This is a genomic window from Bradyrhizobium sp. HKCCYLRH3059 (genome assembly GCF_051168035.1).
Classification (GTDB): domain Bacteria; phylum Pseudomonadota; class Alphaproteobacteria; order Rhizobiales; family Xanthobacteraceae; genus Bradyrhizobium.
Window position 1 is genome coordinate 397,902 of record NZ_JBNPUF010000005.1, and the last position, 25,006, is coordinate 422,907.

At 65.7% G+C, this 25,006-nt stretch carries 23 protein-coding genes and 1 pseudogene; 13 read left to right on the top strand and 11 right to left on the bottom strand.

Annotated features, from left to right (window positions below; all coding sequences use genetic code 11):
* The first annotated feature begins 99 nt into the window (after positions 1-99).
* A complete protein-coding gene (locus tag ACQR13_RS18350; protein WP_316165536.1) occupies positions 100-1,074 on the top strand; it encodes a homoserine kinase in 975 nt (324 codons plus the stop codon).
* Positions 1,071-1,535 carry a ribonuclease HI gene (rnhA, locus tag ACQR13_RS18355; protein WP_316165535.1) on the top strand — a complete coding sequence of 155 codons (465 nt, stop codon included), beginning with the start codon at positions 1,071-1,073 and terminating at the stop codon, positions 1,533-1,535. The genes ACQR13_RS18350 and rnhA overlap by 4 nt, the downstream gene beginning before the upstream one ends.
* A gap of 124 nt (positions 1,536-1,659) precedes the next feature.
* Here rnhA and ACQR13_RS18360 read toward each other — a convergent pair whose 3' ends face one another.
* From ACQR13_RS18360 to ACQR13_RS18385, 6 genes are all read right to left on the bottom strand, one after another.
* Positions 1,660-2,133, bottom strand: coding sequence for a YcxB family protein (locus tag ACQR13_RS18360; RefSeq protein WP_434863066.1), 474 nt, complete (start codon positions 2,131-2,133; stop codon positions 1,660-1,662).
* 263 nt (positions 2,134-2,396) lie between these two features.
* On the bottom strand, positions 2,397-2,882 hold the full coding sequence (locus tag ACQR13_RS18365) for a peroxiredoxin (RefSeq protein ID WP_315716297.1): 486 nt from the start codon (positions 2,880-2,882) through the stop codon (positions 2,397-2,399).
* A gap of 144 nt (positions 2,883-3,026) precedes the next feature.
* On the bottom strand, positions 3,027-4,718 hold the full coding sequence (locus ACQR13_RS18370; protein WP_316170782.1) for a long-chain fatty acid--CoA ligase: 1,692 nt from the start codon (positions 4,716-4,718) through the stop codon (positions 3,027-3,029).
* 191 nt (positions 4,719-4,909) lie between these two features.
* Positions 4,910-6,337 carry a D-alanyl-D-alanine carboxypeptidase family protein gene (locus ACQR13_RS18375; RefSeq protein WP_434863067.1) on the bottom strand — a complete coding sequence of 476 codons (1,428 nt, stop codon included), beginning with the start codon at positions 6,335-6,337 and terminating at the stop codon, positions 4,910-4,912.
* Between the two features lie 173 nt (positions 6,338-6,510).
* Complete coding sequence (locus ACQR13_RS18380; protein WP_316170784.1) at positions 6,511-8,301, bottom strand: glucan ABC transporter ATP-binding protein/ permease; 1,791 nt, start codon at positions 8,299-8,301, stop codon at positions 6,511-6,513.
* An 85-nt stretch (positions 8,302-8,386) separates the two neighbouring features.
* A complete protein-coding gene (locus ACQR13_RS18385; protein WP_315751428.1) occupies positions 8,387-9,442 on the bottom strand; it encodes an ABC transporter substrate-binding protein in 1,056 nt (351 codons plus the stop codon).
* A gap of 276 nt (positions 9,443-9,718) precedes the next feature.
* On the opposite strand from ACQR13_RS18385, the gene ACQR13_RS18390 reads away from it, so the two are divergent.
* From ACQR13_RS18390 to ACQR13_RS18410, 5 genes are all read left to right on the top strand, one after another.
* A complete protein-coding gene (locus ACQR13_RS18390; protein WP_315716292.1) occupies positions 9,719-10,120 on the top strand; it encodes a hypothetical protein in 402 nt (133 codons plus the stop codon).
* A 105-nt stretch (positions 10,121-10,225) separates the two neighbouring features.
* Positions 10,226-10,627 carry a phosphoribosyl-ATP diphosphatase gene (hisE, locus tag ACQR13_RS18395; protein WP_315716291.1) on the top strand — a complete coding sequence of 134 codons (402 nt, stop codon included), beginning with the start codon at positions 10,226-10,228 and terminating at the stop codon, positions 10,625-10,627.
* A 69-nt stretch (positions 10,628-10,696) separates the two neighbouring features.
* Positions 10,697-11,278, top strand: coding sequence for a YqaA family protein (locus tag ACQR13_RS18400; RefSeq protein WP_315716459.1), 582 nt, complete (start codon positions 10,697-10,699; stop codon positions 11,276-11,278).
* Complete coding sequence (locus tag ACQR13_RS18405) at positions 11,278-11,907, top strand: hypothetical protein (RefSeq protein ID WP_316170785.1); 630 nt, start codon at positions 11,278-11,280, stop codon at positions 11,905-11,907. The genes ACQR13_RS18400 and ACQR13_RS18405 overlap by 1 nt, the downstream gene beginning before the upstream one ends.
* A gap of 143 nt (positions 11,908-12,050) precedes the next feature.
* Positions 12,051-13,019 (top strand): NAD(P)H-dependent flavin oxidoreductase, encoded by a 969-nt coding sequence (locus ACQR13_RS18410; RefSeq protein WP_315716289.1) that lies wholly within the window; start codon positions 12,051-12,053, stop codon positions 13,017-13,019.
* 81 nt (positions 13,020-13,100) lie between these two features.
* Here the strand turns inward: ACQR13_RS18410 and ACQR13_RS18415 are convergent, their stop codons facing one another.
* The 4 genes from ACQR13_RS18415 to ACQR13_RS18430 form a co-directional block, all read right to left on the bottom strand.
* Complete coding sequence (locus ACQR13_RS18415; protein ID WP_315716288.1) at positions 13,101-14,672, bottom strand: ABC transporter substrate-binding protein; 1,572 nt, start codon at positions 14,670-14,672, stop codon at positions 13,101-13,103.
* Between the two features lie 212 nt (positions 14,673-14,884).
* Complete coding sequence (locus ACQR13_RS18420; RefSeq protein ID WP_434863068.1) at positions 14,885-16,417, bottom strand: ABC transporter substrate-binding protein; 1,533 nt, start codon at positions 16,415-16,417, stop codon at positions 14,885-14,887.
* Between the two features lie 131 nt (positions 16,418-16,548).
* The gene (locus ACQR13_RS18425) at positions 16,549-18,159 is read right to left on the bottom strand and encodes an ABC transporter substrate-binding protein (RefSeq protein WP_434863069.1); all 1,611 of its coding nucleotides are present in this window, start codon (positions 18,157-18,159) and stop codon (positions 16,549-16,551) included.
* A gap of 44 nt (positions 18,160-18,203) precedes the next feature.
* Positions 18,204-18,839, bottom strand: coding sequence for a hypothetical protein (locus ACQR13_RS18430; protein ID WP_315716285.1), 636 nt, complete (start codon positions 18,837-18,839; stop codon positions 18,204-18,206).
* Positions 18,840-19,358: 519 nt separating this feature from the next.
* On the opposite strand from ACQR13_RS18430, the gene minC reads away from it, so the two are divergent.
* Genes minC through ACQR13_RS18450 form a run of 4 tightly spaced genes read left to right on the top strand, consistent with a single transcriptional unit; the run spans position 19,359 to position 21,957 of the window.
* A complete protein-coding gene (gene minC, locus ACQR13_RS18435; protein ID WP_315716284.1) occupies positions 19,359-20,054 on the top strand; it encodes a septum site-determining protein MinC in 696 nt (231 codons plus the stop codon).
* Positions 20,055-20,074: 20 nt separating this feature from the next.
* On the top strand, positions 20,075-20,890 hold the full coding sequence (minD, locus tag ACQR13_RS18440) for a septum site-determining protein MinD (RefSeq protein WP_315716283.1): 816 nt from the start codon (positions 20,075-20,077) through the stop codon (positions 20,888-20,890).
* Complete coding sequence (gene minE, locus ACQR13_RS18445) at positions 20,887-21,162, top strand: cell division topological specificity factor MinE (protein ID WP_315716282.1); 276 nt, start codon at positions 20,887-20,889, stop codon at positions 21,160-21,162. The genes minD and minE overlap by 4 nt, the downstream gene beginning before the upstream one ends.
* 21 nt (positions 21,163-21,183) lie before the next feature.
* Positions 21,184-21,957 (top strand): thioesterase family protein, encoded by a 774-nt coding sequence (locus ACQR13_RS18450; protein ID WP_315826564.1) that lies wholly within the window; start codon positions 21,184-21,186, stop codon positions 21,955-21,957.
* A 333-nt stretch (positions 21,958-22,290) separates the two neighbouring features.
* Here the strand turns inward: ACQR13_RS18450 and ACQR13_RS18455 are convergent.
* Positions 22,291-22,464 (bottom strand): annotated as a pseudogene (locus tag ACQR13_RS18455) (methyl-accepting chemotaxis protein); the annotation flags it as partial.
* A gap of 112 nt (positions 22,465-22,576) precedes the next feature.
* On the opposite strand from ACQR13_RS18455, the gene ACQR13_RS18460 reads away from it, so the two are divergent.
* Positions 22,577-22,990, top strand: a complete 414-nt coding sequence (locus ACQR13_RS18460; RefSeq protein ID WP_316185446.1) for a DUF1801 domain-containing protein — start codon at positions 22,577-22,579, stop codon at positions 22,988-22,990.
* 547 nt (positions 22,991-23,537) lie between these two features.
* Entirely contained in the window at positions 23,538-24,554 is a 1,017-nt protein-coding gene (locus ACQR13_RS18465) for a hypothetical protein (protein ID WP_434863070.1), read from the top strand.
* Positions 24,555-25,006 lie beyond the last annotated feature (452 nt).

Genomic DNA, 25,006 nt, shown 5'->3' on the forward strand with positions numbered 1-25,006 from the left:
GCGCCCGCATGCGCGATGAAGGGCGCTACGGGCCTGTTCGGTGACGAAGTTCGCATCGGAGAGGCGGGGGCAGGCGAACTTCGATAACTGGGATAGCGCATGGCGGTCTATACCGACGTCGCCGCCGACGAGCTTGCGGATTTCATCAAGACCTACGACATCGGCGAGCTGCTCTCTTACAAGGGCATCGCCGAAGGGGTCGAAAACTCCAACTTCCTGCTCCACACCACCAAGGGCTCCTTCATCCTCACGCTGTACGAGAAGCGCGTGGCGGTGGATGACCTGCCGTATTTTCTGGGCCTGATGGCCCACCTCGCCGAGCGCGGCGTGAGCTGTCCGCAGCCCGCCCGCAACCGCGACGGGGCGGTGTATTCGAGCCTGTCCGGCCGGCCCGCGGCGATCATCAACTTCCTGGAAGGCATGTGGCCGCGCAAGCCGAACGTCACCCACTGCGCCGGCGTCGGCGCGGCGCTGGCGCAGATGCATCTGGCCGGACGCGACTTCCCGCTGGTGCGCAAGAATCCGCTCTCGGTCGCCGGCTGGCGGTCGTTGTTCGCGCAGGCCGCCGACCGCGCCGACACGGTGCAGGCCGGCCTCTCCGCGCTGCTCTCCGCCGAGCTCGATCATCTCGGGCGCTCCTGGCCGACGCATCTGCCGGAAGGCGTCATCCACGCCGACCTGTTCCCGGACAACGTGTTCTTCCTCGGCGACAAGCTCTCGGGGCTGATCGACTTCCCGTTCTCCTGCAACGACATTCTGGCGTATGACGTCGCGATCTGCCTCAACGCCTGGTGCTTCGAGGCCGATCATTCGCTGAACGTCACCAAGGCGCGCGCCTTCTTCAACGCCTATGGCCGCGTCCGGCCGCTGTCGGACGCCGAGCTGGAGGCGCTGCCGCTGCTGGCGCGCGGCGCCGCGATCCGCTTCCTGCTGACGCGGCTGGTGGACTGGCTCAACGTGCCGGCGGGGGCGCTGGTCAGGCCCAAGGACCCGCTCGAATATGTCCGCAAGCTGCGCTTCCACCAGGCGGTGACCAGCGTGCGCGACTACGGCATCGGCGGAGCATTGGCGTGAGCGAGCATCCGGTCGTCAGCATCTACACCGACGGCGCCTGCTCGGGGAATCCGGGGCCGGGCGGCTGGGGCGCGATCCTGCGCTTCGGCGACAACGAAAAAGAGCTCAAGGGCGGCGAGCCACACACGACCAACAACCGCATGGAGCTGATGGCCGCGATCTCGGCGCTGGAGGCGCTGAAGAAGTCGTGTCAGGTCGAGCTCTACACTGACAGCCAATATGTCCGGCAGGGCATCACCGGATGGATCCACGGCTGGAAGCGCAACGGCTGGAAGACCGCCGACAAGAAGCCGGTCAAGAACGCCGAGCTGTGGCAGCGGCTCGACGCGGCGCTGAAGCCGCACAAGGTCAACTGGCACTGGGTCAAGGGCCACGCCGGGCACGCCGAAAACGAGCGCGCCGATCAGCTCGCTCGCGACGGCGTGGCTATGGCCAGGATGCAGAAGAACGTGCGGGGCTGACGGGTTGGTTAACCGAATCATCGCCCCACACTCGACTTTCGTCGCCCGGCTCGAGACCGGGCGATCCAGTACTCACCACCGGTCGTGTTCAATCGGCGTACTGGATATGAATCAGGGCGGGCCCCTAATTTGCACCGCGCCGATGCCAGGTCTCAACTGCCGCTGCGAAGAGCCGCTTATGTTCCTCCGAGTCGAATGCTCGGCGCGGAATCAAGAGGGCATTTCCGTTCTTCCCGGTGATTGTGACTAGCTCAGGCGTCTCTTCGATCGTGGATATCTCTCTCCAGCTCCATGCACGGCTCTTGTTGCCGATCTTGGTGTAAAGGCCATCTTCGCTGGCTGTGAGCTCTCGGTGCTGCGGCTTGAACATCAGCTGTGGGAAAGCGACGAGAAACACCACGAAAACGCCAGCGGCAAGCAGGCCATAAAGCAGTTTTGCGTAATCATGCGGTGGCCAATGGCCATCCCAAATGAGTGCGAGCGCAATGAAGAAAAGAGCGGAATATGCGTGCAGCACCCAGAGTTTCTTGCGCCAGGCGCGCCAATACCAATCCCAGACCTCAGCCCGAGTACTGGCGTATTTCAGCGTGACGGCCATCTGAACTTTCGACGCTGGCGAGAGGCGGGGCGGGCTGGCGCAGATGTTCGTCGGTGATATCGTCGATGAGCTGCACCGGCGCTCAATCCCACCCGTTAGTCTTATTATTCAACCGTCATCGCCCGGCTTGACCGGGCGATCCAGCACTCACCGGCCGTCGTGTTCTGGCGATAGGCCGAGGCTTACTGGATTCCCCGCTTTCGCGGGGAATGACACTGGTGAGTCGGGAGGCGGTGTGCCTCGTATCGGAGGCCGGCGCGGCTTTACAGCTGCCCGAGCAGCGTGTCGCCGCCGGAGACCTCGACCTTGCCCGGCGCGGCTTCGAGGTTCAGCTTCTTGACCACGCCGTCCTCGACCAGCATCGAATAGCGCTTGGAGCGGATGCCGAGGCCGGCGCCGGAGGCGTCGAGCTCCATGCCGATCGCCTTGGTGAACTCGGCATTGCCGTCGGCCAGGAACACGGCCTCGTCGCGCTGGTCGGTGTCGCGCTTCCAGGCGTTCATGACGAAGGCGTCGTTGACCGAGACGATCGCGATGGTGTCGACGCCCTTGTCCTTCAACGCATAGGCATTGAGGAAGATGCTGGGCAGATGCATCTTGTGGCACGTGCCGGTGTAGGCGCCGGGCACCGCGAACAGCGCGACCTTCTTGCCCTTGAAGATGTCGTCGGTGGTTTTGACCTGCGGGCCTTCGCCGGTCATGACGCGGAATTGGGCCTGCGGCAGCTTGTCGCCAACCTGGATGGTCATTCGAGTTACTCCTTCCCCTGGATGTGTCTTGCGCGGTGCGCGCTACACTATTCGGCGGGCCGGAAACGGCAACGGCCCGCCGTGATCACGTATCCGTCATCGCACGTCCCTCATCGCGCGCCGGGGCTTGCGGCGCCAATGGACTCAGGCCGCTGCTGCCGGCTTCTTCTTCTCGTCGCGCAGCTCGCGGCGCAGGATCTTGCCGACATTGGTCTTCGGCAGCTCGGTCCTGAACTCGATCTGCTTCGGCACCTTGTAGTTCGTGAGCTGCTCGTGGCAGTGCTTGATGATGTCCTCGGACGTGAGGTTGGGGTCCTTCTTCACCACGAACGCCTTGACGACCTCGCCGGTCTTCTCGTCCGGCAGCCCGATCACGGCGGTCTCCAGCACGCCCGGATGGGTCGCGATGACCTCTTCGACCTCGTTCGGATAGACGTTGAAGCCGGAAACCAGGATCATGTCCTTCTTGCGGTCCACGATCTTGACCGATCCGTCCGCGGCCATGACGCCGACGTCTCCGGTGCGGAAGAAGCCGTCCGCCGTCATCACCTTGGCGGTCTCGTCGGGACGATTCCAGTAGCCTGCCATCACCTGCGGGCCCTTGGCGCAGATCTCGCCGGGTTGTCCCAGCGGCACTTCGTTGCCGTCGTCGTCGCGGATCGAGAGCCAGGTCGATGGCAGCGGCAGGCCGATGGTGCCGGTGAATTCCGTCGAGGTCGGCACGTTGCATGTCAGCACCGGTGCGGTCTCCGACAGGCCGTAGCCTTCGGCGATGCTGCAGCCCGTCACCTGCTTCCACTGCTCGGCCACCGGGCGCTGCACGGCCATGCCGCCACCGTTGGAGACCTTCAGCTTGGAGAAATCGATCTTGCGGAAGTCAGGATGATGCAGCAGGCCGTTGTAGAGCGTGTTGACGGCCGGGAAGGTGGTGACCTGATACTTCATGAGCTCCTTGATGAAGCCGGGGATGTCGCGCGGATTGGGGATCAAGAGATTGGCGCCGCCCGCGCGCACCGCGAGCAGGAAGCAGCAGGTCAGCGCGAAGATGTGGTAGAGCGGCAGCGCGCAGACGATCAGCAGCTGATCGACATGCGGCGGCTTGTCCATCACCGGCTGCAGCCACGCATCGTTCTGCAGCACGTTGGCGACGACGTTGCGGTGGAGCAGCGTGGCGCCCTTGGAGACGCCGGTGGTGCCGCCGGTATATTGCAGGAAGGCGACGTCGTCCGGACCGATGGTGGGCTTCTGGAAGCGCTTGCCGCGTCCGGCGGCGAGCGCATCGTTGAAGGGGACCGCGCCCGGCAGCGAGAACGCCGGCACCATCTTCTTCAGGCGGCGGACGACGAGGTTGACGATCACGCCCTTGAAGCCGAGCAGGTCGCCCATGCTGGCGACGACGATGTGCTTGACCTGGGTGTGGCCGACCACCTGCTGCACCGTGTGGGCAAAGTTCTCCAGCACGATGATCGCCTCGGCGCCAGAATCCTTGAGCTGGTGCTCGAGCTCGCGCGGCGTGTAGAGCGGGTTGACGTTGACGACCGCGTAGCCCGCGCGCAGCACCGCGGAGATCGCGATCGGATATTGCAGCACGTTCGGCATCATCAGCGCGACGCGCGCGCCCTTTGCCAGCCCCAGGCCCTGCAGATAAGCGCCCATCGCGACCGACATATCGTCGAGCTCGCGATAGCTGATCGCCTTGTCCATGCAGATGAAGGCCCGGCGATCGGCGAATTTCCTGAAGCTCTCTTCCAACAGGTCGACGAGCGACGGGTATTTGCCCGGATCGATATCGGCGGGAACGCCGGCCGGATAGTGCTTGAGCCAGATGCGCTCCATGACCCTTCCTCTCTGATCGTCTCTTGTTCGTCTATCGGCAGCCGCCGGCCTCGCTCGGGCCGGCGGCGCCAATATCGAATTTCCGGCCGTTCAAGGCAAGCGGCCGGCGCGGCGACGAAAGGGGAGGGGACGGGCGATTCGGCCGGGGGTCCGTGCCAATTGCTGGCTGCGGCCGTATGCGCCGCGCGGGATCAGCCGTCCTTCGGCGCGGGCTTGCCGTCCGTCTTCGGCTTTGCGGCAGCCTTGGGTTTGGCGGGCTTGGGCGCGTCGGAGCCGGTTTTTTCCGCCGTTTTTCCGCCGGCTTCGTGCTTGGCGGCGACGTGGCGGGCCGCGCCCGGCTTGGCCTCAGCCGGCTTGGCCTGCGGCTTCGCAGCGGCCTTCGCATCCGCATCGGTCTTGGCGGCGGTCCGGGTCGCGGGCTTGGCATCCTTGTTGGCATCCTTGCGGGCGGCGGCATGCGCCTTCTTGCCGCGGTGCCTGGCCGGCGTCTGTGCGTCGGCATCGGCGGCGACGGCGGCGATCAGCGCCGCGCCGGTGCGCGTCGGGCCGGTGTAGACCAGCACCGGCTCGGACGGGGCGGGCGCCGCCGCCAGCAGCTCGGACGGCTTCATGGTCGGCGTCTGCAGGCCGGCGAGCAGGGTGCCGCCGGTCGCTTCGCCGTCCGCACCGGCAATGGTGTCCTCGTCGTCGTCGCTGGCTGGTCGGTGGCGGCGGCCGTTGCACATGTCGTCGCGCAGGTTGGGCGGCGTCGCGTCGACGGGGGCCAGCTGATCGACCGTGCCCAGCGGCGACTTCAGCCAGCTCAACTGGTTGCCGTTGAAGCCGCGGTCCAGCATCTGGATCGCGCGCACGGCGCGCATCTGTCCCGAGGAGGCGCCGAGCACCACCGCGATCAGGCGCTTGCCGTTGCGGGTCGCCGACGCCACGAGATTGTAGCCGGAGGCGCAGATGAAGCCGGTCTTGAAACCGTCGGCGCCGGGATAGCGCCCGATCAGCTTGTTGAAGTTCTGCACCACGCGGCGGCCGTAGCGGATCGACGGGATGTGGACGAAATATTCGTACTCCGGAAGATCGCGGATGATGGCGCGCGCCAGGATCGCGAGATCACGCGCCGAGGTGATCTGGCCGTCGGCAGGCAGTCCGTTCGGATTCACGTAGCTGGTCTGCGTCATGCCGAGCTTGCGGGCGGTGTCGTTCATCATCGCCGAGAAGCCGTCGATGGAGCCGCCGACGCCCTCGGCCAAGACCACCGCTATGTCATTGGCGGACTTCACCAGCATCATCTTCAGTGCGTTGTCGACGGTGACCTGCGTGCCGGGCCGATAGCCCATCTTCGACGGCGACTGTGATGCCGCGGTCGGTGAGACCGTGAACAGCGTGTCGAGCGTGATCCTGCCGTCCTTGACCGCCTTCAAGGTGACATAGGCCGTCATCAGCTTGGTGACCGATGCAGGATACCACGGATAGGTCGCGTTCTGCGCCTCCAGCACCTTGCCGGTGTCGGCTTCGACGAGCAGCAGCGCCTCGGCATGGGCCCAGCGCGGCGCGAGCACGAGAGCGGCAGCGAGAGCGATGATCTTGATCGGGGCGTAGCGGAACAACAGGCGAAGCGTCTGCACTGGTCTGGTCCGGTCCTTTGAGACCCGCCTCGCGCGGCGAGGTGGGCAAGCGGGCTTTCGGGTTTCAAGCGTGTCCGGCGCCGCTTTGGTTGCGGCAGGCCGCGAACCTATACCGGCTCGACGCTGGCGAACAGAGGCCAGCCATTCAATTCCACGATGAAAGCGTCCCGCGATCAGGTCTTGACGATGGTGCCGTCGCTGTCGGGCGCTGCGAGAGTCGCGCGCGCGCTCTCCTGCACCATGAACTGGGCCTTCGCGAGTTCCGCGAAGTGGCCGCCCTTGGCGACGAGTTCATCGAACGTTCCGCTTTCGATCACGCGTCCGTTCTCGAACACCAGGATTCGCGTCGCGTTGCGGATGGTCGAGAGCCGGTGTGCGATCACGAAGGTCGTGCGTCCCCTCATCACCTCGTCGAGCGCCGCGTTGAGCTTGGCCTCGGTGACGGCATCGAGCGCGGAGGTCGCCTCGTCGAGAATCAGGATCGGTGGATCCTTCAAGAGGGCACGCGCGATCGAGAGCCGCTGGCGCTCGCCACCGGACAGCATGCGGCCGCGCTCGCCCGCGTTGGTATCGAAACCCTGGTCGGCACGATCGATGAAGTCGAGCGCCTGGGCGCGCGCGGCGGCGGTGCGCAACTCCTCGTCGGTCGCGTCGGGCTTGCCGACCAAAAGGTTCTCGCGGATCGAGCGGTTGAACAGGAGCGCCTCCTGGAACACGACGCCGATGTTCCGGCGCAGCGCCGCGAGCTTCAATCCGCGCACATCCATGCCGTCGATCTTGATGAAGCCCGACTGCGGGTCGAAGGCGCGATGCAGGAGCGCGATCGCCGTCGACTTGCCGGCGCCGGTCGGGCCGACCAGCGCGATGGTTTGGCCGGGCAGCGCGGTGAAAGTGAGGTCCTCCACCGCCGGCCGCTTGCCGTCGTAGGAGAACGACACATCGTTGAATTCGACCAGGCCCGAGAGTCGGCCGACCTCGATCGCGTCGGGGCGGTCGCGCACGGCCGGCACGGCATCGAGCACGGTGAAGAACTCGGCCAGCCGGGGCGCCTCCATGAACACGTTGTTGATGAAGGACACGACCTGCTCCAGCTTCTGGATCAGCATGGTCGCGAACGACACGAACATCACGATCTCGCCCACCGACGTCAGCCCGGCCTGATGCAGGGCGATGCCGAGTGTGAAGATCGCGAGCACGGTGATGGTGGTCGAGGCACGCGTGATGACCGTCACCAGCGCCCACCAGCCGAGCACCGGCATCTGCACCGACAGCAATTGTCCGGCGACGGTGCGCAGGCCCTGCACCTCGGCATCGATGCGCACGAAGCTCTGCACCAGCGCGACGTTGCCGAGCGCGTCGGAGGCACGCGCCGACAGGTCGCTGTAATGCTCCTCGACCTCGCTCTGCATGCCGTAGGTCTTGCGCACGACCAGGGTCGTCAACACGGTGAACACGACGCACAGCACGAACAAGAGGATCGCGAGCCGCCAGTTCAGATAGAGCGACAGCGGCAGCAGCACCAGCACCGACATGATCGCGGCGAAGTGCTCGCGGAAGAACGACAGCCACAGCTTCCACAGCGCGTCGGTGCCGTTGATCATCACCTTCATCAGCCGGCCGGAATGGGTGCCGGAATGGAACGTCAGCGGCAGCTGCAAAATGTGCTCGAAATAGCTCGTCAGCACCGCATGGCGCTGCCGGTGCGCCAGCCGGTCGGCCTGCAGCGCGACCCAGGCGCTGGCCAGAATCGTGAACAGGCCGAATCCGGCCCAGGCCGCGAGCAGCGGCCAGGCGGTGCTGGCCGAGGCCTTGCCGGAGAGCGAGTCGACAATGCGTCCGAACAGCACCGGGTCGGCGAACTGCGCCACCGCCAGCGCCAGGTTGGCGATCGCGAGAAACCAGCCGAGCCGCGCCTCCTTTCCGAGCAGATGGAGCACGCGGGCATAGATGCGGAGCAGGGACATGGCGGGGCGCTTCGTGTCGGCAGTTGGAATCAGCGCTGGGCGCGCGGCACCATGTTAGCAAGGGAACGGCCGCCGCGGCGAGCGCTCAGTTGACGAGCCGGCTGTCGGCGGGCGGCAGGAAGCTGTCGTCGAAGATGTCGGCGGGTTGCGGACGCTTGTGGTGGAATTTGCCGTCCTCCGCGAGCTGGTCGAGGGCCCGCTCGAACCGGGCGGGCTCGATGCTGCCGATGCCATCGCGGCGGACGTCCGGCGTCAGCACGTTGTCGACGAGCACGCTCTGCAGTCGCTGCAGCTCGAGCTCGCGGGAGCCGTCATCCATCCGGCTCACCACGTCGGCGATCGCGCCGGCAGGGTCCTTGATGGCAAGCTGGAGCCCCGATGTCAGCGCGCGCAGGAAGCCCTTCACCGCCGCCGGCTGCTTGGCCGCAAAGCCGGGATTGACGATCACCGCATGGCCATAGGCCTCGCAGCCATAATCAGCGAAGCGCAGCACCGCGAGATCGGCGGCGGGCACGCCGCGGTCGCGCAGATTGATCGCCGAGAGATACGAGAAGCCGCTGACGGCATCGACCTGGCCGGCGGACAGGATCGGCTCGCGCACGGCCGCGCCAACGCGCGACAGCTTGATGGTCTCGGGCCTGAGATGGTTGTGCCTCACGACCGCCGGCCACAGCCGGATCGAGAGATCGCCCTCGGCGACGCCGAGCGTCTTGCCTTCGATGTCGCCGAGCCCGTTGATGCCGCGACTCCTGCGCGCGATGATCGCATAAGGCGCCCTGTTGAACAGCACGAACACGGCCTTGACCGGCTGGCTGTTCGACGCGTCGCGATAGCGGATCAGCTCGTTGATGTCGGCGAGCGCCATGTCGGTCTCGCCGGAGGCCACCCGCGCGATCGCATCGGGAGAGCCCTTGGCCGTGGTGATGGTGACGGTCACGCCCTCGGTGGCGAACAGCCCGCGGCTGGCGGCGAGGACCAGTGGCGCCATGCTGCCATCGAGCGGCCGATCCAGCGCGAACATGACGGCGACCGGACGTTTCGGCTCCTCCGCTGCGGCTTCCTCTCTCGACAGGCATGAGGGCACGACGAAGGCGGCGAGGAGCGCCAAGGCAAGCAGGGTGACGGGTCGTCGCATGCGCATCATGTCACGCCGGTATTCGCAGGCCGTACCGGTCTTGTCACGCCGGTATTCTAATCAGTTCGCCGGCCATCGCGGGATCGAGATGTCAATTTCGTGACAACGTCGCGGTGCCGCTGCCGCTCGGGGCCGGCGGTGCCTGATCATGTCGGATCGAATGTGAACGGTCCATGAGCAAGGCCTGCGGCGATTTGCGGCTTCGACTCCGGGTTTCGCGGGGGGAACTGTGGGCGCAGTTCGCGAGTTGGTACCCGAGATTAGATCGTACGGAGGATCCACATGATCGCACAGCGCGGAAGTTTTTCACGCTTTGGCCGTGCTACCGTCCTGGCGACGGTGGCCGCGGTGACTTTGACGGCCGTGCAGCCGACACTCGCCTTTGCCGGCTCCGCGCCGGCCGAGAAGGGCGTCGTCGCCAAGACGGCCAATGATGGCGGCCTGACCGATGTCAGCGCGCGCCGGCGCCACTATCGCGGCAACGGTGGCGCGGCGGCTGCGGCGGCGTTCGCCGGGATCGTCGGCACCGGACTTGCCATCGCGGCGACGCAGAACCGCCGCTCCTACTACGAGGACAACTATTACTATGGCCGGCCGGCCTATTATGGCTACGGACCGCGCTATCAGTATTACGGCGGCGGCCCCTATTACGGTGGCGGCTATTACCATCACCCGCATTGGTGATGTGAGATCGGACGAAACGATCCGCCGGCCGCCGTGCCGGCGGATTTTTTCTTGCCTGCCGCGAACGTTAATATGCGTACCATCGAATTTAACTATTGTGGCGAGATGACTGATTCGATCGATCGGCTCTATCGCGCTGTCCTGGCGGCCAGGGATCTCGACCCCGCGCGATCGCGCACGGCCAAGCTGATGCAGCAGGGCACGGCCAAGATGGCCAAGAAGCTCGCCGAGGAGGCGATCGAGGTTGCGATCGATGCCGTCGGCGGCGACGCCCAGGCCGTGGTGCGCGAAAGCGCCGACCTGATCTACAATCTGGCCGTGCTGTGGGCCGAGCTCGATGTCCAGCCCGAGGACGTCTGGCGCGAGATGGAACGGCGCGAGCTGATGCTCGGCATCGCCGAGAAGCTGCCGAAATCGCCGGTCAAGGTCGCCAAGGCCGCGCCCGGACGGGTGGCGGGGCGACCGATCGTCGCGGCCGAAAGCCGGACCATCCGCAAGCGGCACTAGTGTGGCGGTCCGATTCGGGCCGACATATGGGCCATGGACAAATCCTGCCCGGTTTGCTTCATCGCCAGCATGCTCAGACGGATCTACGACTGGTGTATCGACGCCGCCCACAAGCCGCATGCCATGTGGATCATGGCCGCGGTTGCCTTCGCCGAAAGCTCGTTCTTTCCGGTGCCACCGGATGTGATGCTGATCCCGATGTCGCTGGCGAAGCCGCAGCGGGCGTGGCTGTTCGCCGGCGTCTGCACCGCGGCCTCGGTGGCGGGCGGCCTGGTCGGTTATGCCATCGGCGCGCTGCTCTACGACTCCCTCGGCCATTGGCTGATCCAGCTCTACGGCCTCGGCGACAAGGTCGAGGCGTTCCGTGCCTCCTACGCCGAGTGGGGCGCCGTCATCATCCTGGTGAAGGGATTGACGCCGATCCCCTACAAGCTGGTCACGATCACGTCGGGCTTCGCCGGCTACAATCTCTTTCTGTTCGTCGTCTGCTCGATCATCGCGCGCGGCGGCCGCTTTTTCATCGCCGCGATATTGCTCAACCGCTATGGCGAATGGATCAGGGTGCGCATCGAGAAGCATCTCGGCCTGTGGGTGGCGATCGGCGCGGCCGTGCTGGTGGCCGGATTCGTCATCGCCGTGAAGCTGATCTGATGCGGCCGCTGCGCCCGGGGCTGGGGGCAGGCGCGGCGCTGCTCGCCGTCGTCTCGGTTCTCTCCGCCGCCGCGGCATGGGCGCAAACGACGCCTTCCTTGGGGCTGCGAGAAGCGCCGCAACAGCCACCGCAGCAGGCGCGTGCCGTCCAGCCTGCGCCGCCTTCCAGTCCGGGTCTGGTGGAGGAGCTCGGCAAGCTGTTCGAGAAGATGTCGATCATTCCGCTGAAGCCTTCGGGCGATGCCCGCGCCGAGCCGCCGGCGGCCGGCAGCGATCCCACCGGCGCTGCCGCGGATCAGCCCGCTGCGACACCGGTGCAGCCCGGTGGCCCGGTCGCGCCGAAGGGCGGCGCCGACGTGCTGAAGGAGACCGGCGAGACCTTGTCGCGCCTCGCCCAGCCCTCGAGCATGATCTCCGGCCGCTCGGTCTGCCCGATCGCCGCCAACGGCACGCCGGATTGCAAGCTCGGCGCCGACCGGTTGTGCCAGGGCAAGGGTTACAAGGAAGGCAAGAGCCTCAACACCGATTCTGCGGAGACCTGCTCGGCGCGGGTGCTGATCCCCGGTCGCGAGCGCAAGCCGGGCGATTGCCGGACGGACACCTACGTGACCTCGGCGCTCTGCCAATGACGCCGGCACGCCAGCGTCTCAACGCAAGACCCTGGTCCGGCTTTTCCGGTCCCTCTGCGAGCGAATTGCCATCACGGCATGATGTCGGGCATGCTCGCGATCACGAGTGTTTCCGCATTTCAACGCAAGAGGAATTCCCATCCATGTCCATGCCCGCCTTGTTCAAGGGCCGCCTGACGATCCCGGTGATCGGCTCGCCGCTGTTCATCATCTCCGTGCCCGACCTGGTGATCGCGCAGTGCAAGGCCGGCGTGGTCGGTTCGTTTCCGGCGCTCAACGCGCGGCCGGCCGCGCTGCTCGACGAATGGCTGGCGCGCATCACGGAGGAGCTCGCCGCCTATGACCGGGCGCATCCGGAACGCCCGTCGGCCCCGTTCGCCGTCAACCAGATCGTGCACCGTTCCAACAACCGGCTCGAGCAGGATCTCGCGCTGTGCGAGAAGTACAAGGTGCCGATGATGATCACCTCGCTCGGCGCGCGCGAGGAGCTGAACCGGGCGGCGCATGGCTGGGGCGGCATCGTCTTCCACGACGTCATCAACCAGACCTTCGCGCACAAGGCGATCGAGAAGGGCGCCGACGGCTTGATCCTGGTCGCGGCGGGCGCCGGTGGACATGCCGGCACGATCTCGCCGTTTGCCTTCGTGGCGGAGACGCGGAGCTGGTTCGATGGCCCGATCGCGCTGTCGGGCGCGATCGGGAACGGCCGCGCCATCCGTGCCGCGCGCGTGCTCGGCGCCGACTTCGCCTATATCGGCTCGGCCTTCATCGCCACCAAGGAGGCGAATGCGGTCGAAGGCTACAAGCAGATGATCACCAGCTCGGGCGCCGACGACATCGTCTATTCGAACCTGTTCACCGGCGTGCACGGCAACTATTTGAAGCCGTCGATCGTCGCCGCCGGCCTCGATCCGGACAATCTCCCGACCTCCGATCCGTCGAAGATGAGCTTCGGCACCGATGCCTCGGGCGAGCGCGCCAAGCCGAAGGCATGGAAGGAGATCTGGGGCTCAGGGCAGGGCATCGGCGCCATCAAGGACGTGCTGCCCGCCGCCGAGCTGATCGCGCGCTTCAAGAAGGAATATGACGAGGCAATCGATCCGCCGCTCTAAGCGGCTCCGCGACGGACAAAAGAAAAGCGCGGCAGCCAGGGCTGTCGCGCTTTTTTGTTGAGGTCGCAACAAGCGGGCGGGCTATTCCAGCTCGATCGCCTGGAACTTGCCGCGCTCGTCGAGCGCCGTGCCCCAGATCTTGTGCGAGGCCTGGTGTTCGGCGCGGCCGAAGCCGAGCTTGGCGCCGAGACCGAGATCGATGTCACGCATGTTCTCCAGCGTGTCGATCAGCGCCTCGGTGTCGAGCTGCGGGCCGACCCGGCGCAGCGCCTGGACCAGCACGTTGGCCGAGACGTAGCCTTCGAACGACACGTAGGACGGTGCCTCGCCCGGGAAGTACTTCTCGAGCGCGCTCTTGTATTCGAGCACGGCGCTCGAATAGCCGCCGACGGCCGGCACCACCTGGGTGACGATGACGCCGCTGGCATAGCGCGGGCCGAGCAGCATCAGCTCGTCCGAGAGCTCGGTCGAGCCCACGAAGGAGACGTTGGTGTAGATCATGTGCGGGAACAGATCGCGCGTCTTCTCGATGAACTTCGCGGCGGCGCGATAGGTTGCGACCATGACGATCGCCTTGGGCGGGTTCTTCAACGCCCGCAGCTGGTTGACCGCGTCGTCCACATCGACCGTGTTGCGCTTGTAGTTGAGGCGCAAGATGGACGTGTCGGCAAGGCCGAGCGAGCGGAAGGCCTTGGCCACACCGGAGAAGCCGGCATCACCATAGGCGTCCTGCTGCGCGAACACGGCGATGTCCTTGGCCGGCAGGCGGCGCAGCTTGACCAGATAGCGAACGACGGTGTCGGTCTCTTCGGCGTAGCTGGCGCGATAGTTGAACACGTACCGATCCGGCGGATCGTTGCGCAGGAGGTTGGCGCCGGTGAACGCGCCGTAGAACAGCACGCGGCGCTGCAGGGCGTAGGGCATCGCCACGGCAGACGTCGGGGTACCGACATTGCCGACGAAGCCGAACACCTTGTCCTTCTCGTAGAGCTGCTTCATCGCGTCCAGCGTCCGCGACGGCTCGTAGCCGTCGTCGGCCGAATAGAGCCGCAGCGAGCGCCCGGCGATGCCGCCGGCGTCGTTGGCGCGGTTGAAGGCGGCCTCGATGCCCATCTTCATCTGCCGGCCGAGCTCCTTGGCAGCGCCCGAGAACGGAGCGGCGATGCCGAAGCGGATCTCGTTGGCGGTGACGCCCTGGACGTTGGAGGTGGACGCCGGCGGCAGCGTCGCGGTTGGTGCCGTCGCAGCCACGGCCGCGGACGGGGCGATCACCCCGGCGAGGCTGGTGGCGGTCTGGCTCGGCGCGCTTTGCCCGAGCGAGCGCTCGAGCTCGGCGAGCTGGCGGCCCGCGGAGTTGCAGTCGGTCTGAGCCGCCCCGACACGGTTGCGTCCATCGGCGACGTAGCCGTTGAAGACGCGGGTGAGCTCGTCACGATCCGAGCCGCCGGTGGAGGCCTCCCGGATCACCTCGCGAAACTTGTCGACAATGGCCTGAACGCGGCCCTGGTCGATCGCCTGACAGGCGGATGCTGCTCCCACGATCGGCCCGACCCGGCTCGCAAGATTACGCACCACATCCGCATTGGTGCCCGCCGCGCTGGCGGGCGTTGCGAGCAATGCCGCAACCAAGAACACGCTACAACGAAAGTTCATTGCCACTATCCCACTTTGGACCCCATCCAGGTCTTCCGCCTGGTGAATTGACGCCGTGTCTGCGACGGAGAAGACATAAGACCGTCACCATGCACAGACCAGCCTTTCCTAAGAGCATGACCATTTCGGTAACCCGACACGCCTTTTTCCGATCATACTTTAGGACCTGCTAACGAAACGTCTTCACCAGTTCTTCCCCTTAGAAGCTAATTCTACTCAAGTTCGATTGCCTGATACGTGCCGGTTTCGTCGAGTGCGGTGCCCCAGATCTTGTGTGAGGCCTGGTGCTCCGCGCGTCCAAATGCGAGCGTCGTGCCGAGGCCGAGATCGAGGCTGCGCATCGATTCGAGCGTGTCGACCAGCCGCTCGGTGTCGAGCGGATTGGTCTGCTTCAGCGCCTGGATCAAAATCGTCGCCGCGATATAGCCTTCGAGAGACGTATAGTCCGGCGCCTCGCCGGGCGCGTATTTGGCCAGGGCGTTCTTGTAGTCGAGCACGAGGCTCGAATAGCCCGAAACCGCCGGCACGCCCTGCGTCACGATGACGCCGTTGGTGAAGCGCGGGCCGAGCAGCTTGAGCTCGGTCGCGAGCGAGGTCGAGCCGACGGCGGACACGTTGGCGTAGATCAGGCCCGGTACCGCGTCGCGCGTCTTCTCGATGAACTTCGCGGCGGCGCGATCGGTCGCTACCATGATGACCGCCTTGAGTCCCGGCTTGTGCGCCTTGACCTGATTGACCGCCTCTTCCACGTCCATCGTCGCGCGCGGATAGTTGATGCGCGTTACGGCATCGCCGATGTTCAACTGCCGGTAGGCCTTCGCGACACCGGCGAAACCGTCGTCGCCGAATGGGTCCTGCTGGGTGAACACGGCGATCTGCCTGGGCGAGACGCGCTTCATGTTGATCAGGTAGCGCACCAGCGCGGCCGTCTCCTCGGCGTAACTCGCCCGGTAGTTGAAGACGTAGCGATCCGGCGGATCGCGTCGCACCACTGCTGCGCCGGTGTTCGGTGCAAAGAACAGCGTGCGCCGCTCCAGCGCATAGGGGATCGCCACCTGCGAGTTGGCGGTGCCGACGTTGCCGATGAAGCCGAACACCTGCTCCCTGTCGTAGAGCTGCGTCATCGCCGCCAGCGTGCGGCCCGGATCGTAGCCGTCGTCCGCCGCCACGAGACGGAGCATGCGCCCGTTGACGCCGCCGGCGTCGTTGGTGCGGGCGAACGCGGCCTCGATGCCCTGGCGCATCTGACGCCCGGTCTCCTTGCGGATGCCGGAGAACGGCAGGACCATGCCGAAGCGGATCTCGCGGTCGGTGATGCCGCGCACGGGGCTCGCGGTGACGGCGCCAGTCGTCGTTTCGGCCTTGACCGGTGTGATCGGGGCCGTCGCCGCAGCCGGCTGGTCGAGCGAGCGTTCGAGCTCCGTCAGTTGCCGCTCCGCGGCGGCGCAGGTCGCCTGCGAGGCGCCCGTACGACTACGGCCCTCGGCGATGTAGCCATTGAAGCTGCGGGTCAGCTGATCGCGCTCGCCGTCATTGCTCGTCGCCTGGCGGATGGCTTCGCGGAATTTGTCGACGATGCTCTGGACGCGGCCCTGCGCGATGTCCGGGCAGGCGGACGCCTGTCCCACGATCGGTCCGACACGGCCGCCAAGCTCCCTGACGACGTCGGGAGCCGCCGCCAAAGCGGGGCTGAAGGGAGCTACGAAAACACTCCCGATGATCAACGCGGACCAACGCACGGCCATCGAACCTTCCACCTGCTCAGCTTGTTTCAAACCCTCTTCGTTCTACTATTCGTGGCATTTCGAATTAATGTCGGGTTTCTCTGTCGCTCTTTTGTCCTGGTAGTTGAGGCCGTCGCGCCTCTAACGGTATCCTATTCAAGTTCGACGGGTTGGTAGGTGCCGCTGTCGTCCAGTGCCGTGCCCCAGATCTTGTGCGAAGCCTGGTGTTCGGCGCGACCGAAGCCGAGCTGCGTGCCGAGGCCGAGATCGATGTTGCGCATGTTCTCGAGCGTTTCGACCAGTTGCTCGGTATCGAAGTTCGGACCGGCGCGCTTCAGTCCCTCGATCAGGATGCTCGCGGCGATGTAGCCCTCGAGCGAGGTGTAGTCGGCCGGCTCGCCCGGGGCATATCTCGCAAGTGCGGTCTTGTATTCGAGCACCAGGCTCGAATAGCCGGAGACGCCGGGCACGGTCTGGCTGACGATCACGCCCTCGGCGTAGCGCGGTCCGAGCAGCATCAGCTCGCTGGCGAGCGCCGAGCCGGCAACCGCCGAGATGTTGGCGAAGATGACGCCCGGAAATACGCCCTGGGCCTTCTCGATGAACTTGGCTGCGGCGCGCGTCGTCGCCAGCATCACCACCGCCTTGACCGGGGTCTTCAGCAGCTTCAGCTGATTGATGGCGTCGTCGACCTCGACCGTGTTGCGCGGATAGTTGACCCGCACGATCGAATTGTCGCTGACGCCGAGCGTGCGGAACGCCCTGGCCACCCCGGCGAAGCCGGCGTCGCCGAAGGCATCGTTCTGCGCGAACACGACGATCTGGCGCGGATGCAGCCTTCGCATCTTCACGAGATAATGGACCAGCGCGTCGGTCTCCTCGGCATAGCTCGGCCGGTAGTTGAAGACGTAGCGGTCGGGCGGATCGTGGCGCACGACGTTGGCGCCGGTATAGGGCGCGAAGAACAGCGTGCGGCGCTCGAGCGCGTAGGGGATGGCGACCGCGGCGGTGGCCGAGCCGAAATTGCTGATATAGCCGAACACCTGCTCCTTCTCGTAGAGCAGCTTCATCGCATCCAGCGTGCGCGCGGGATCGTAGCCGTCATCGGCGGTGACGAGCTTCAGCATGCGGCCGTTGACGCCGCCGGCCTCGTTGGCGCGATTGAACGCCGTCTCGACGCCGATCTTGAGCAGTCGCCCGCTCTCCTTCACCGGTCCGCTGTAGGGAATGACCATGCCGAGCTTGATCTCGCTCTGCGTCACCCCGCGCACGTTGCCGGCCGGCGGCAGCAGTTGCGCCGGTACAGTCGCGGCCTGCGCCGTCGCAGGTCCGATGCTCACGGCAGACAGGTTCGCGCGCGCCGGAGGCGGCGCTGCGATGGATTGTTCGAGATCGGCAAGCTGCCGATTGGCGCCGCCGCAATCCAGCCGGCCTGACGTGACGAGGCTGCGACCTTCGGCGACATAGCGGTCCAGCAGGCGCGTCAGCTCGTCACGGTCGGCCTCGCTGGCGGCGGCCTCGCGGATGACGAGCTGGAATTTCTCGATGATGGCCTGGATGCGCGGCCGGGCGATGTCGCGGCACGCGAGCGCGGCGCCAATGATCGGGCCGACGCGGCTGCCGAGCTGGCGCGCCACGCTCACACTCTCGCCGGGCGCAGCAGCGGCCTCGCCGGCCACGAGGGACGCGAGCAGGATGGCTGCCATGCGGGCGTGAGCCAGCGGACGGCGTGCTGCCGCTTTCTGCGGTAGGACGTCGATCATCGTCGCCTGTGATGTGTTGGAAGTCGGATCAGTCGTGCAGAGGGTTAGCGAACCCGCTCCATCTGACCCGTCTTCTGGTTCCACTGCATGAACTGCTGCAGCATGGGCTTTTCTGGAGTGTCGGTCTCTGCCGTCGGCGCCGGAGCGTCCGCGAGCAGCGATTTGAACTGCGACAGCGCCGGAGCCTGCGGCTCGACCCGCTCGGGCAGCGCGCTGGTCTGGTCCGCCTTGGCGTCCTGGACGTCGGCGGCGACCGGCGGCAGCGTCTTCATCGACTGCACGGCGGCGACGAAGGACGAGCTGGCGTCGGGCTGGCGCCACACCGGCACGATGTTGACGAAGAACAGCGCGACGACGGCGGCGACGCCGGTTGCGGCGGCGAAGCGGCCGGCCACCTTGAACACGACCGACCGGCGGTCGCGCTCGCGCTCCAGATCCGGCGGCTCGCGCATGACTTGCGGATTCAGCGACTGGCGAAGGGATTCGAACACGGCGGTCTCCAGGCGAGCATCGAGCGGTCCTTGCTGTCCCGAAGCGGGACGCTCGGCCGCCTCCGCTGCCTTGGCATTGTCACCGACGAGAGATAGACGCGCGGCTTCCGGACGTTCGCGCAGCCACCGCGGCGCATAGTGCAGCGGGTCCTGCGGGTTCATCGGATTCTGTTCACTCAACGAACTCATACGCTACTCCTCTGACGCTCGATTCCGGTAAACTGATACGCTTCTGCCACGGTCGTATGAGAGCTAGTTTCAAACGAAGAGCGGGAGCTGGTCTGCCACTTCAGAGTATACGGAATCACTTGCAGAATCAGACGTTTCGCGTCGATCAGCGATCGCACGCCAGCGGTCCCTTCCTGCAAGGCGCCGTGGCACGTTTGCCGTGCCTTGGGCGCCTCTATCGATCCCATGCCCCGCCCCCTGACGAGTGTCAATCGATCGGAACCTCTTAAAGTCGTCGGTTCCGAATTATATGTACGTTAAAGTTATCATCATGATGTGATTAAAATGAGGCGTGACAGGTCTTGACGCAGATGCTCATGAATTGCGTCTCATTGATGCCAAGATTGCGCCTTGATTCGATCATCATCGAACTATGTCGGGCAGGCCGCTGTCGATTTTTGAGCGGCTTAGCGTCGATTTAACCATCCGTTAACCATCTGGCGCCGACAGTTAACCAATCACTAAGAAGGGTTGGGTCGGATGGTCATGAGTGCCAGCGCTGAAACGGTGCGTCCTGTTATTCGTCTGCGCGGGCGCTCCTACGTCGCCTTCGTGTTTTCGCCGGTTGTGCCGATTGCCGATTGGCTGGCTGAGCTCGACGCAACGCTCGCGGGCTCGCCCGGCTTCTTCGTCGGCAAGCCGATCGTGCTCGATCTCTCAGCGCTGGATCTGAGCCCGCTCGCCATCACCCATCTCATCAAGAGCATCGAGTCGCGCAACATCCGCGTGCTCGGACTCGAAGGCGTCGAGCAGGGGCGGCTGTCGCTCGGCATGCCTCCCTTGTTGTCGGGCGGCCGTCACTGCGCCGTGCAGGAGATCGAGCCGGAGAAGCCGTCGCTGCAGCAGCCGACCTCGCTGCTGCTCGACCAGCCCGTACGCTCGGGCCAGTCGATCGTGTTTCCCGACGGCGACGTCACCGTGCTCGGCGCGGTGTCGTCGGGCGCCGAGATCGTCGCCGGCGGCTCGATCCACGTCTACGGCGCGCTGCGCGGCCGCGCGATGGCCGGCATCAACGGCAACGCGGCGGCGCGCATCTATTGCCAGAAGATCGAGGCCGAGCTGGTCGCGATCGACGGCTACTACCAGACCGCCGAGCAGATCGACGCCGCGTTGCGCGGCCGGGCCGTGCAGGCGCGGCTCGAAGGTCATTCCATGAAGATCGTTGCATTGAACTGAGTAGCAGGAGGATCCGTGACATGTCGAAAGTACTCGTAGTGACGTCGGGCAAGGGTGGCGTCGGCAAGACCACCACGACGGCGGCGATGGGCGCGGCGCTGGCGCAGGCCGGCGAGAAGGTCGTCGTCGTCGATTTCGACGTCGGCCTGCGCAACCTCGATCTGGTGATGGGCGCGGAACGCCGCGTGGTGTTCGATCTCATCAACGTGGTCCATGGCGTCGCCAAGCTGCCGCAGGCTCTGATCCGCGACAAGCGGCTGGAGAATCTCTGGCTGCTGCCGGCGTCGCAGACCAAGGACAAGGACGCGCTGACCGAGGACGGCGTCGGCCGCGTCATCGCTGAGCTGCGCAAGACCTTCGACTGGGTGATCTGCGACAGCCCGGCCGGCATCGAGCGCGGCGCCATGCTGGCGATGCGCTATGCCGACGAGGCTCTCATCGTCACCAATCCGGAAGTGTCGTCGGTGCGCGATTCCGACCGCATCATCGGCATGCTCGACTCCAAGACCGTGCGCGCCGAGAACGGCGAGCGCGTCGAGAAGCACATTCTCATCACCCGGTACGATGCCGGCCGCGCCGCGCGCGGCGAGATGCTGTCGATCGATGACGTGCTGGAAATCCTGGCGACGCCGTTGCTCGGCATCGTGCCGGAGAGCCAGGACGTGTTGCGCGCCTCCAATGTCGGCTGCCCGGTGACGCTCAACAGCCCGGCGAGCGCCCCCGCACGCGCCTATCACGATGCGATGCGCCGGCTGCTCGGCGAGGAGGTCGAGATGCAGATCCCGACCGAGCGCAAGGGCCTGATGAACCTGCTCTTGGGACGGAGGGCTGCATGAGTGTGCTGCGGCTCTTTACGGGGCGTGCAGCCTCCGCGCCCGTCGCGCGGGAACGGCTGCAGATCCTGCTCGCGCACGAGCGCAGTCTGCGTGGACAGCCCGATCTCCTGATGCAGCTGCGCGAGGAAATCCTCGCCGTGGTTTCGCGCCATGTGGTACTTGATCCGGACAAGGTCATCGTTCGCATGGACCGGGGAAAGCATGTCTCGACGCTCGAGGTCGACATCGAACTGCCCAATGGCGCCGACCGCGCCTTTGCCAGCGCCGGCTGAGACGTGGCGAGGCGCGCGCTGATGCGGCCGATCTTCCGCATCGCGGACAATCGGGTCGCCGTCGGCTCCGATGCTGCGGGACCCTGGGATCCGACCATGCAACATGGGTCTGCGCCATCGGCGCTGGCCGTCTGGGCGGCCGAGCGCATTCCGACGAAGTCGCCGATGCGCATCGCCCGCGTCACCATCGACCTGATGCGCCCGGTGCCGCTCGCAGAGCTCCTCATCGAGACCGAGGTGCTGCGCGAGGGGCGCAAGATCCAGCTCTGCGCCGTGCGCTTGCGCGCCGGCGACACGGTGGTCGTCACGGCGACGGTGCTCAAGATCAGGCAGGACGCGGTGCCGCTGCCGGACGATGTCCGCGAGCTGCCGGTCGATCTGGTCGGCCCTGACGATGCGCTGCCGGAGCCGGCTGATTTCTCGACCAGCCCGTTCGTGCGTGGCATGACGCTGCGCGCCGCGCGCGGCCGGTTCGGCGTCAAGGGTCCCGGCGCGATCTGGTACCGCGTCGACTGGCCGCTGGTCGAAGGCCACGCCGTGTCGCAGGCGATGCGCGCCGTGGTCGCGAGCGACTTCTGCAACGGCACCTCCGCCGCGCTCGACTTCCACAGCTATACGTTCCTCAATGCCGACCTCACCGTGAACATGGCCCGCGAGCCGGTCGGCGACTGGATCCTGCTCGACGCCGAAAGCTGGATCGGCCCGGACGGCGCGGGTCTGGCGATGGCGCGGCTGGGCGATGTCAGGGGCTATTTCGGCCGGGTGGTGCAGAGCCTGGTGATCGAAAAGCGGTGAGGGGGCGGTCAGCCGTCCGGATTGCGTTCACGGCGAGTTGGCGAACTGATCACCGCACCGGCGCTGCCTCGTTTCCAACGGCGTGCTGCGGCGAGGTGTTATTAAGTTGGGCCGGTGATCGGCAGTTGCCTGCTTCGTTTCCGGTGAACCGATCAACCCCGCGCCAAGCTCCGCTGTGCCCTCTCCCCCGCTTGCGGGGGAGAGTGGAGAGGGGGCGCCACGCACACCGCCGCTGGAGCGGCCCCCTCCCTAGCCCTCCCCCGCAAGCGGGAGAGGGAACAAACTGCCGTTGTCGCGAGTGAACGAGTTCAACGACGAACGATTTCGCTCTTGAGCCGCCCGCACCGTGTTCAAGAATCGTCCCACCTCCAGCTTCAGCCGGTTGCTGTCCTGTGACAGCGACTGCGCCGCCGACAGCACCTGGGACGAGGCCGAGCCGGTTTCGCTGGCGTCGTGCTGCACCTCGGTGATGTTGGACGACACCTCGTTGGTGCACTGTGCCGCTTGGCCGTGGAGTTATCAATATTGCTATAAACTTGAGCAGGCCAAGATGGTCGTATAACTACGACGCGGACTACACGCAGGTGAAACGACAAGCAGGTGGATGGGAATAAGCGTCATGGCGAAACCAACGAAGGCTACGAGCGTCGGCGAGGGGAACCAGTCTCCGTCGGAGCTGATCGACGCCCGGATCAAGGAGCTCGGGGATTGGCGCGGCGTCATGCTCAGCTACGTCCGCGATCTCATCAAACGGGCCGATCCCGATATCGTCGAAGAGTGGAAGTGGCGTGGCGTTCCCGTATGGTCGCATGCCGGCATCGTCTGCACCGGCGAGACCTACAAGGCCGCGGTGAAGCTGACCTTCGCCAAGGGTGCATCGCTGCCGGACCCTTCCGGCCTGTTCAACGCCAGCCTCGACGGCAATACCCGCCGGGCGATCGACCTTCATGAAGGCGACGTGATCGATGAGACTGCGTTCATGGCGCTGATCCGCGCCGCGGTGGCGCTGAACATGACGAAGGGGAAGCGGTAGGGCTGGTGCATCGCTCCGCGCAGTCAGTATCAACGATCCAGGTCGCTGCTCACTCACCACGTCGTCGCGAGCGCAGCGAAGCAATCCAGGGCCAAGTCGAATCATCTGTCTGGAAGGCCTGGATCGCCTCGTCGTTTCGGGGGCTCGCGCCGGCGGTGTGCCGGTCGCCGACAACCTTTCGCAAGGATGACCCGTGTGCATCGAGGTGGGAGGAGGCGGCGGCCATGGTTGCGCTCTGCCGAGAAACACGCTAGTTCAGCGCATCCCAACTTCAACGCAGGAGGCGACGATGTTCAGACTCACGCGCTTCCCGGGCTCGCTGCGCGATCATTGACGCGGCCGACCGGGATGATTGTCCCGGCCATGATTTGACCCTTTCGCATCTCATCGAAAAGCCCGCGGCCCTCGTGGCCTGCGCTTGAACCGTCGTGTCATGACATCAAATCTCTTGCTGACTCCCAGCCGGGAGCCGGAGCGTTCCGACCTGCGCGAACGCCGGCTGCGGCGCTATTCGTCTCGTCTGCAATCCCGCGTGCGCGCATGCGCGATGCGACATCCTAATCTCGCCGACCTCGCGTTGAGCTTTCCGGCGCTGCTGTTCGCGCTGGCAGTGCCGCGCCCGGATGTCGATCCGGAGCGGGCGATCGCGTGCGTGATCGCGGGGCGTCCGCTGGCCGAGGCGGCGGCCGCGGCCGGTCTGCCGCTCTGGCTGCGCAAGCTGCCACCGGAGGCATTCGTCCGTCCGATCCCACCATTGCCGGACGGCGAGCTGTTCCGGCGGCAGATCGGCAACCATTTGCCGCGCTCGCCGAAGCTGATGCCGACCTGGCTGCAGCTCGTGGCGGAGATGGCGGCGCTGGCGCATGAGCCGGCCGCGGTGTGGATCGCCCGTGAGTATCTGCGGGCGCGGCTGGTGCTGAAGCGCGACCGCATGCATCTGCTCGGTCTGTGGATCTGGTTCTCGGGGCAGCCCGCCGGCTTCGGCCGCGAGCTCGTCGAAAGGCCGTGGACGCCAGCCATGAAGCTCGATGCCGCAATGACGGCTGCCCTCGCTTGGCGAGGGAAAGTCTCGCTGCATCTCAATCTCGGTCAACGGCCAATCCGCGACATGTGGCTCCATCCCGGTCGCGTCGGGGACTATGAGTTTCGGCCGCTGGATGACATCCCGGATCTGGTCGACGAAGCGATGACTATGCGCAATTGTGTCCGCACCTATGGCTCCGACATCGCCCACAATCGCTCTCGGCTGTGGAGCGTCCGGCACCTGGGCGAACGCGTCGCGACGCTGGAGGTCGCCGTCCGTTTTCCTGATCCGTTGTTGGGCATCGTCCAGCTCAAGGGACGGGGGAATGCTGACGTCGCCCGCGAGCTCTGGTGGATCGCGCGGCGCTGGCTGCACCTGCACGATCTGTCGCAGATCGAGACCGGTCGAATGAAATGGCGCCAGGCCCCTGTGGATCTCACCACATGGCGAATGCTGTGGCGGCCGTATTGGCTCGCCAAGCGCCGCATCCCGGACTGGTTGCCGCTCGAACCGTCGCGCGCTGCGTTCGCGGCGTTGTGAGATGGTTGTCGTGTCTGGACGCTCGTCCGACAAAATCAATGTCGTCCCGGCGAACGCCGGGACCCCATAACCCAGGGCCATATTCGAGGCACGCGCATTGATGCATCCGGGCTCGCCACGTCCTGGGGTCTCGGTCCTGGGTCGCGCGAACGCGACGATGCCTGCACATCGTCCGGCTTCGCTTGTTCGGCACGACAGCGGGTCGGAGTGCAGACCGGCTTTTCGTTGGGCCCTCTGTCGCGCGTCGCCTGGGATTTGTTGTGCCGCAGCGAGGTTGATTTGGCCGACGAGCAGGCTTGCTTCCCCATCGATACTTTCCGGCGCAGGTCGGGCGTCCGCAGCGGCGCGCGCAAAGACGAAATTCGCTCGCGCGATCAAGCTGATTTGGGCTGTCCAGATGCGGAGCGAAAAATATTCGACTTTGCATTTTCAGAAATCCATGGTCTCTTCTC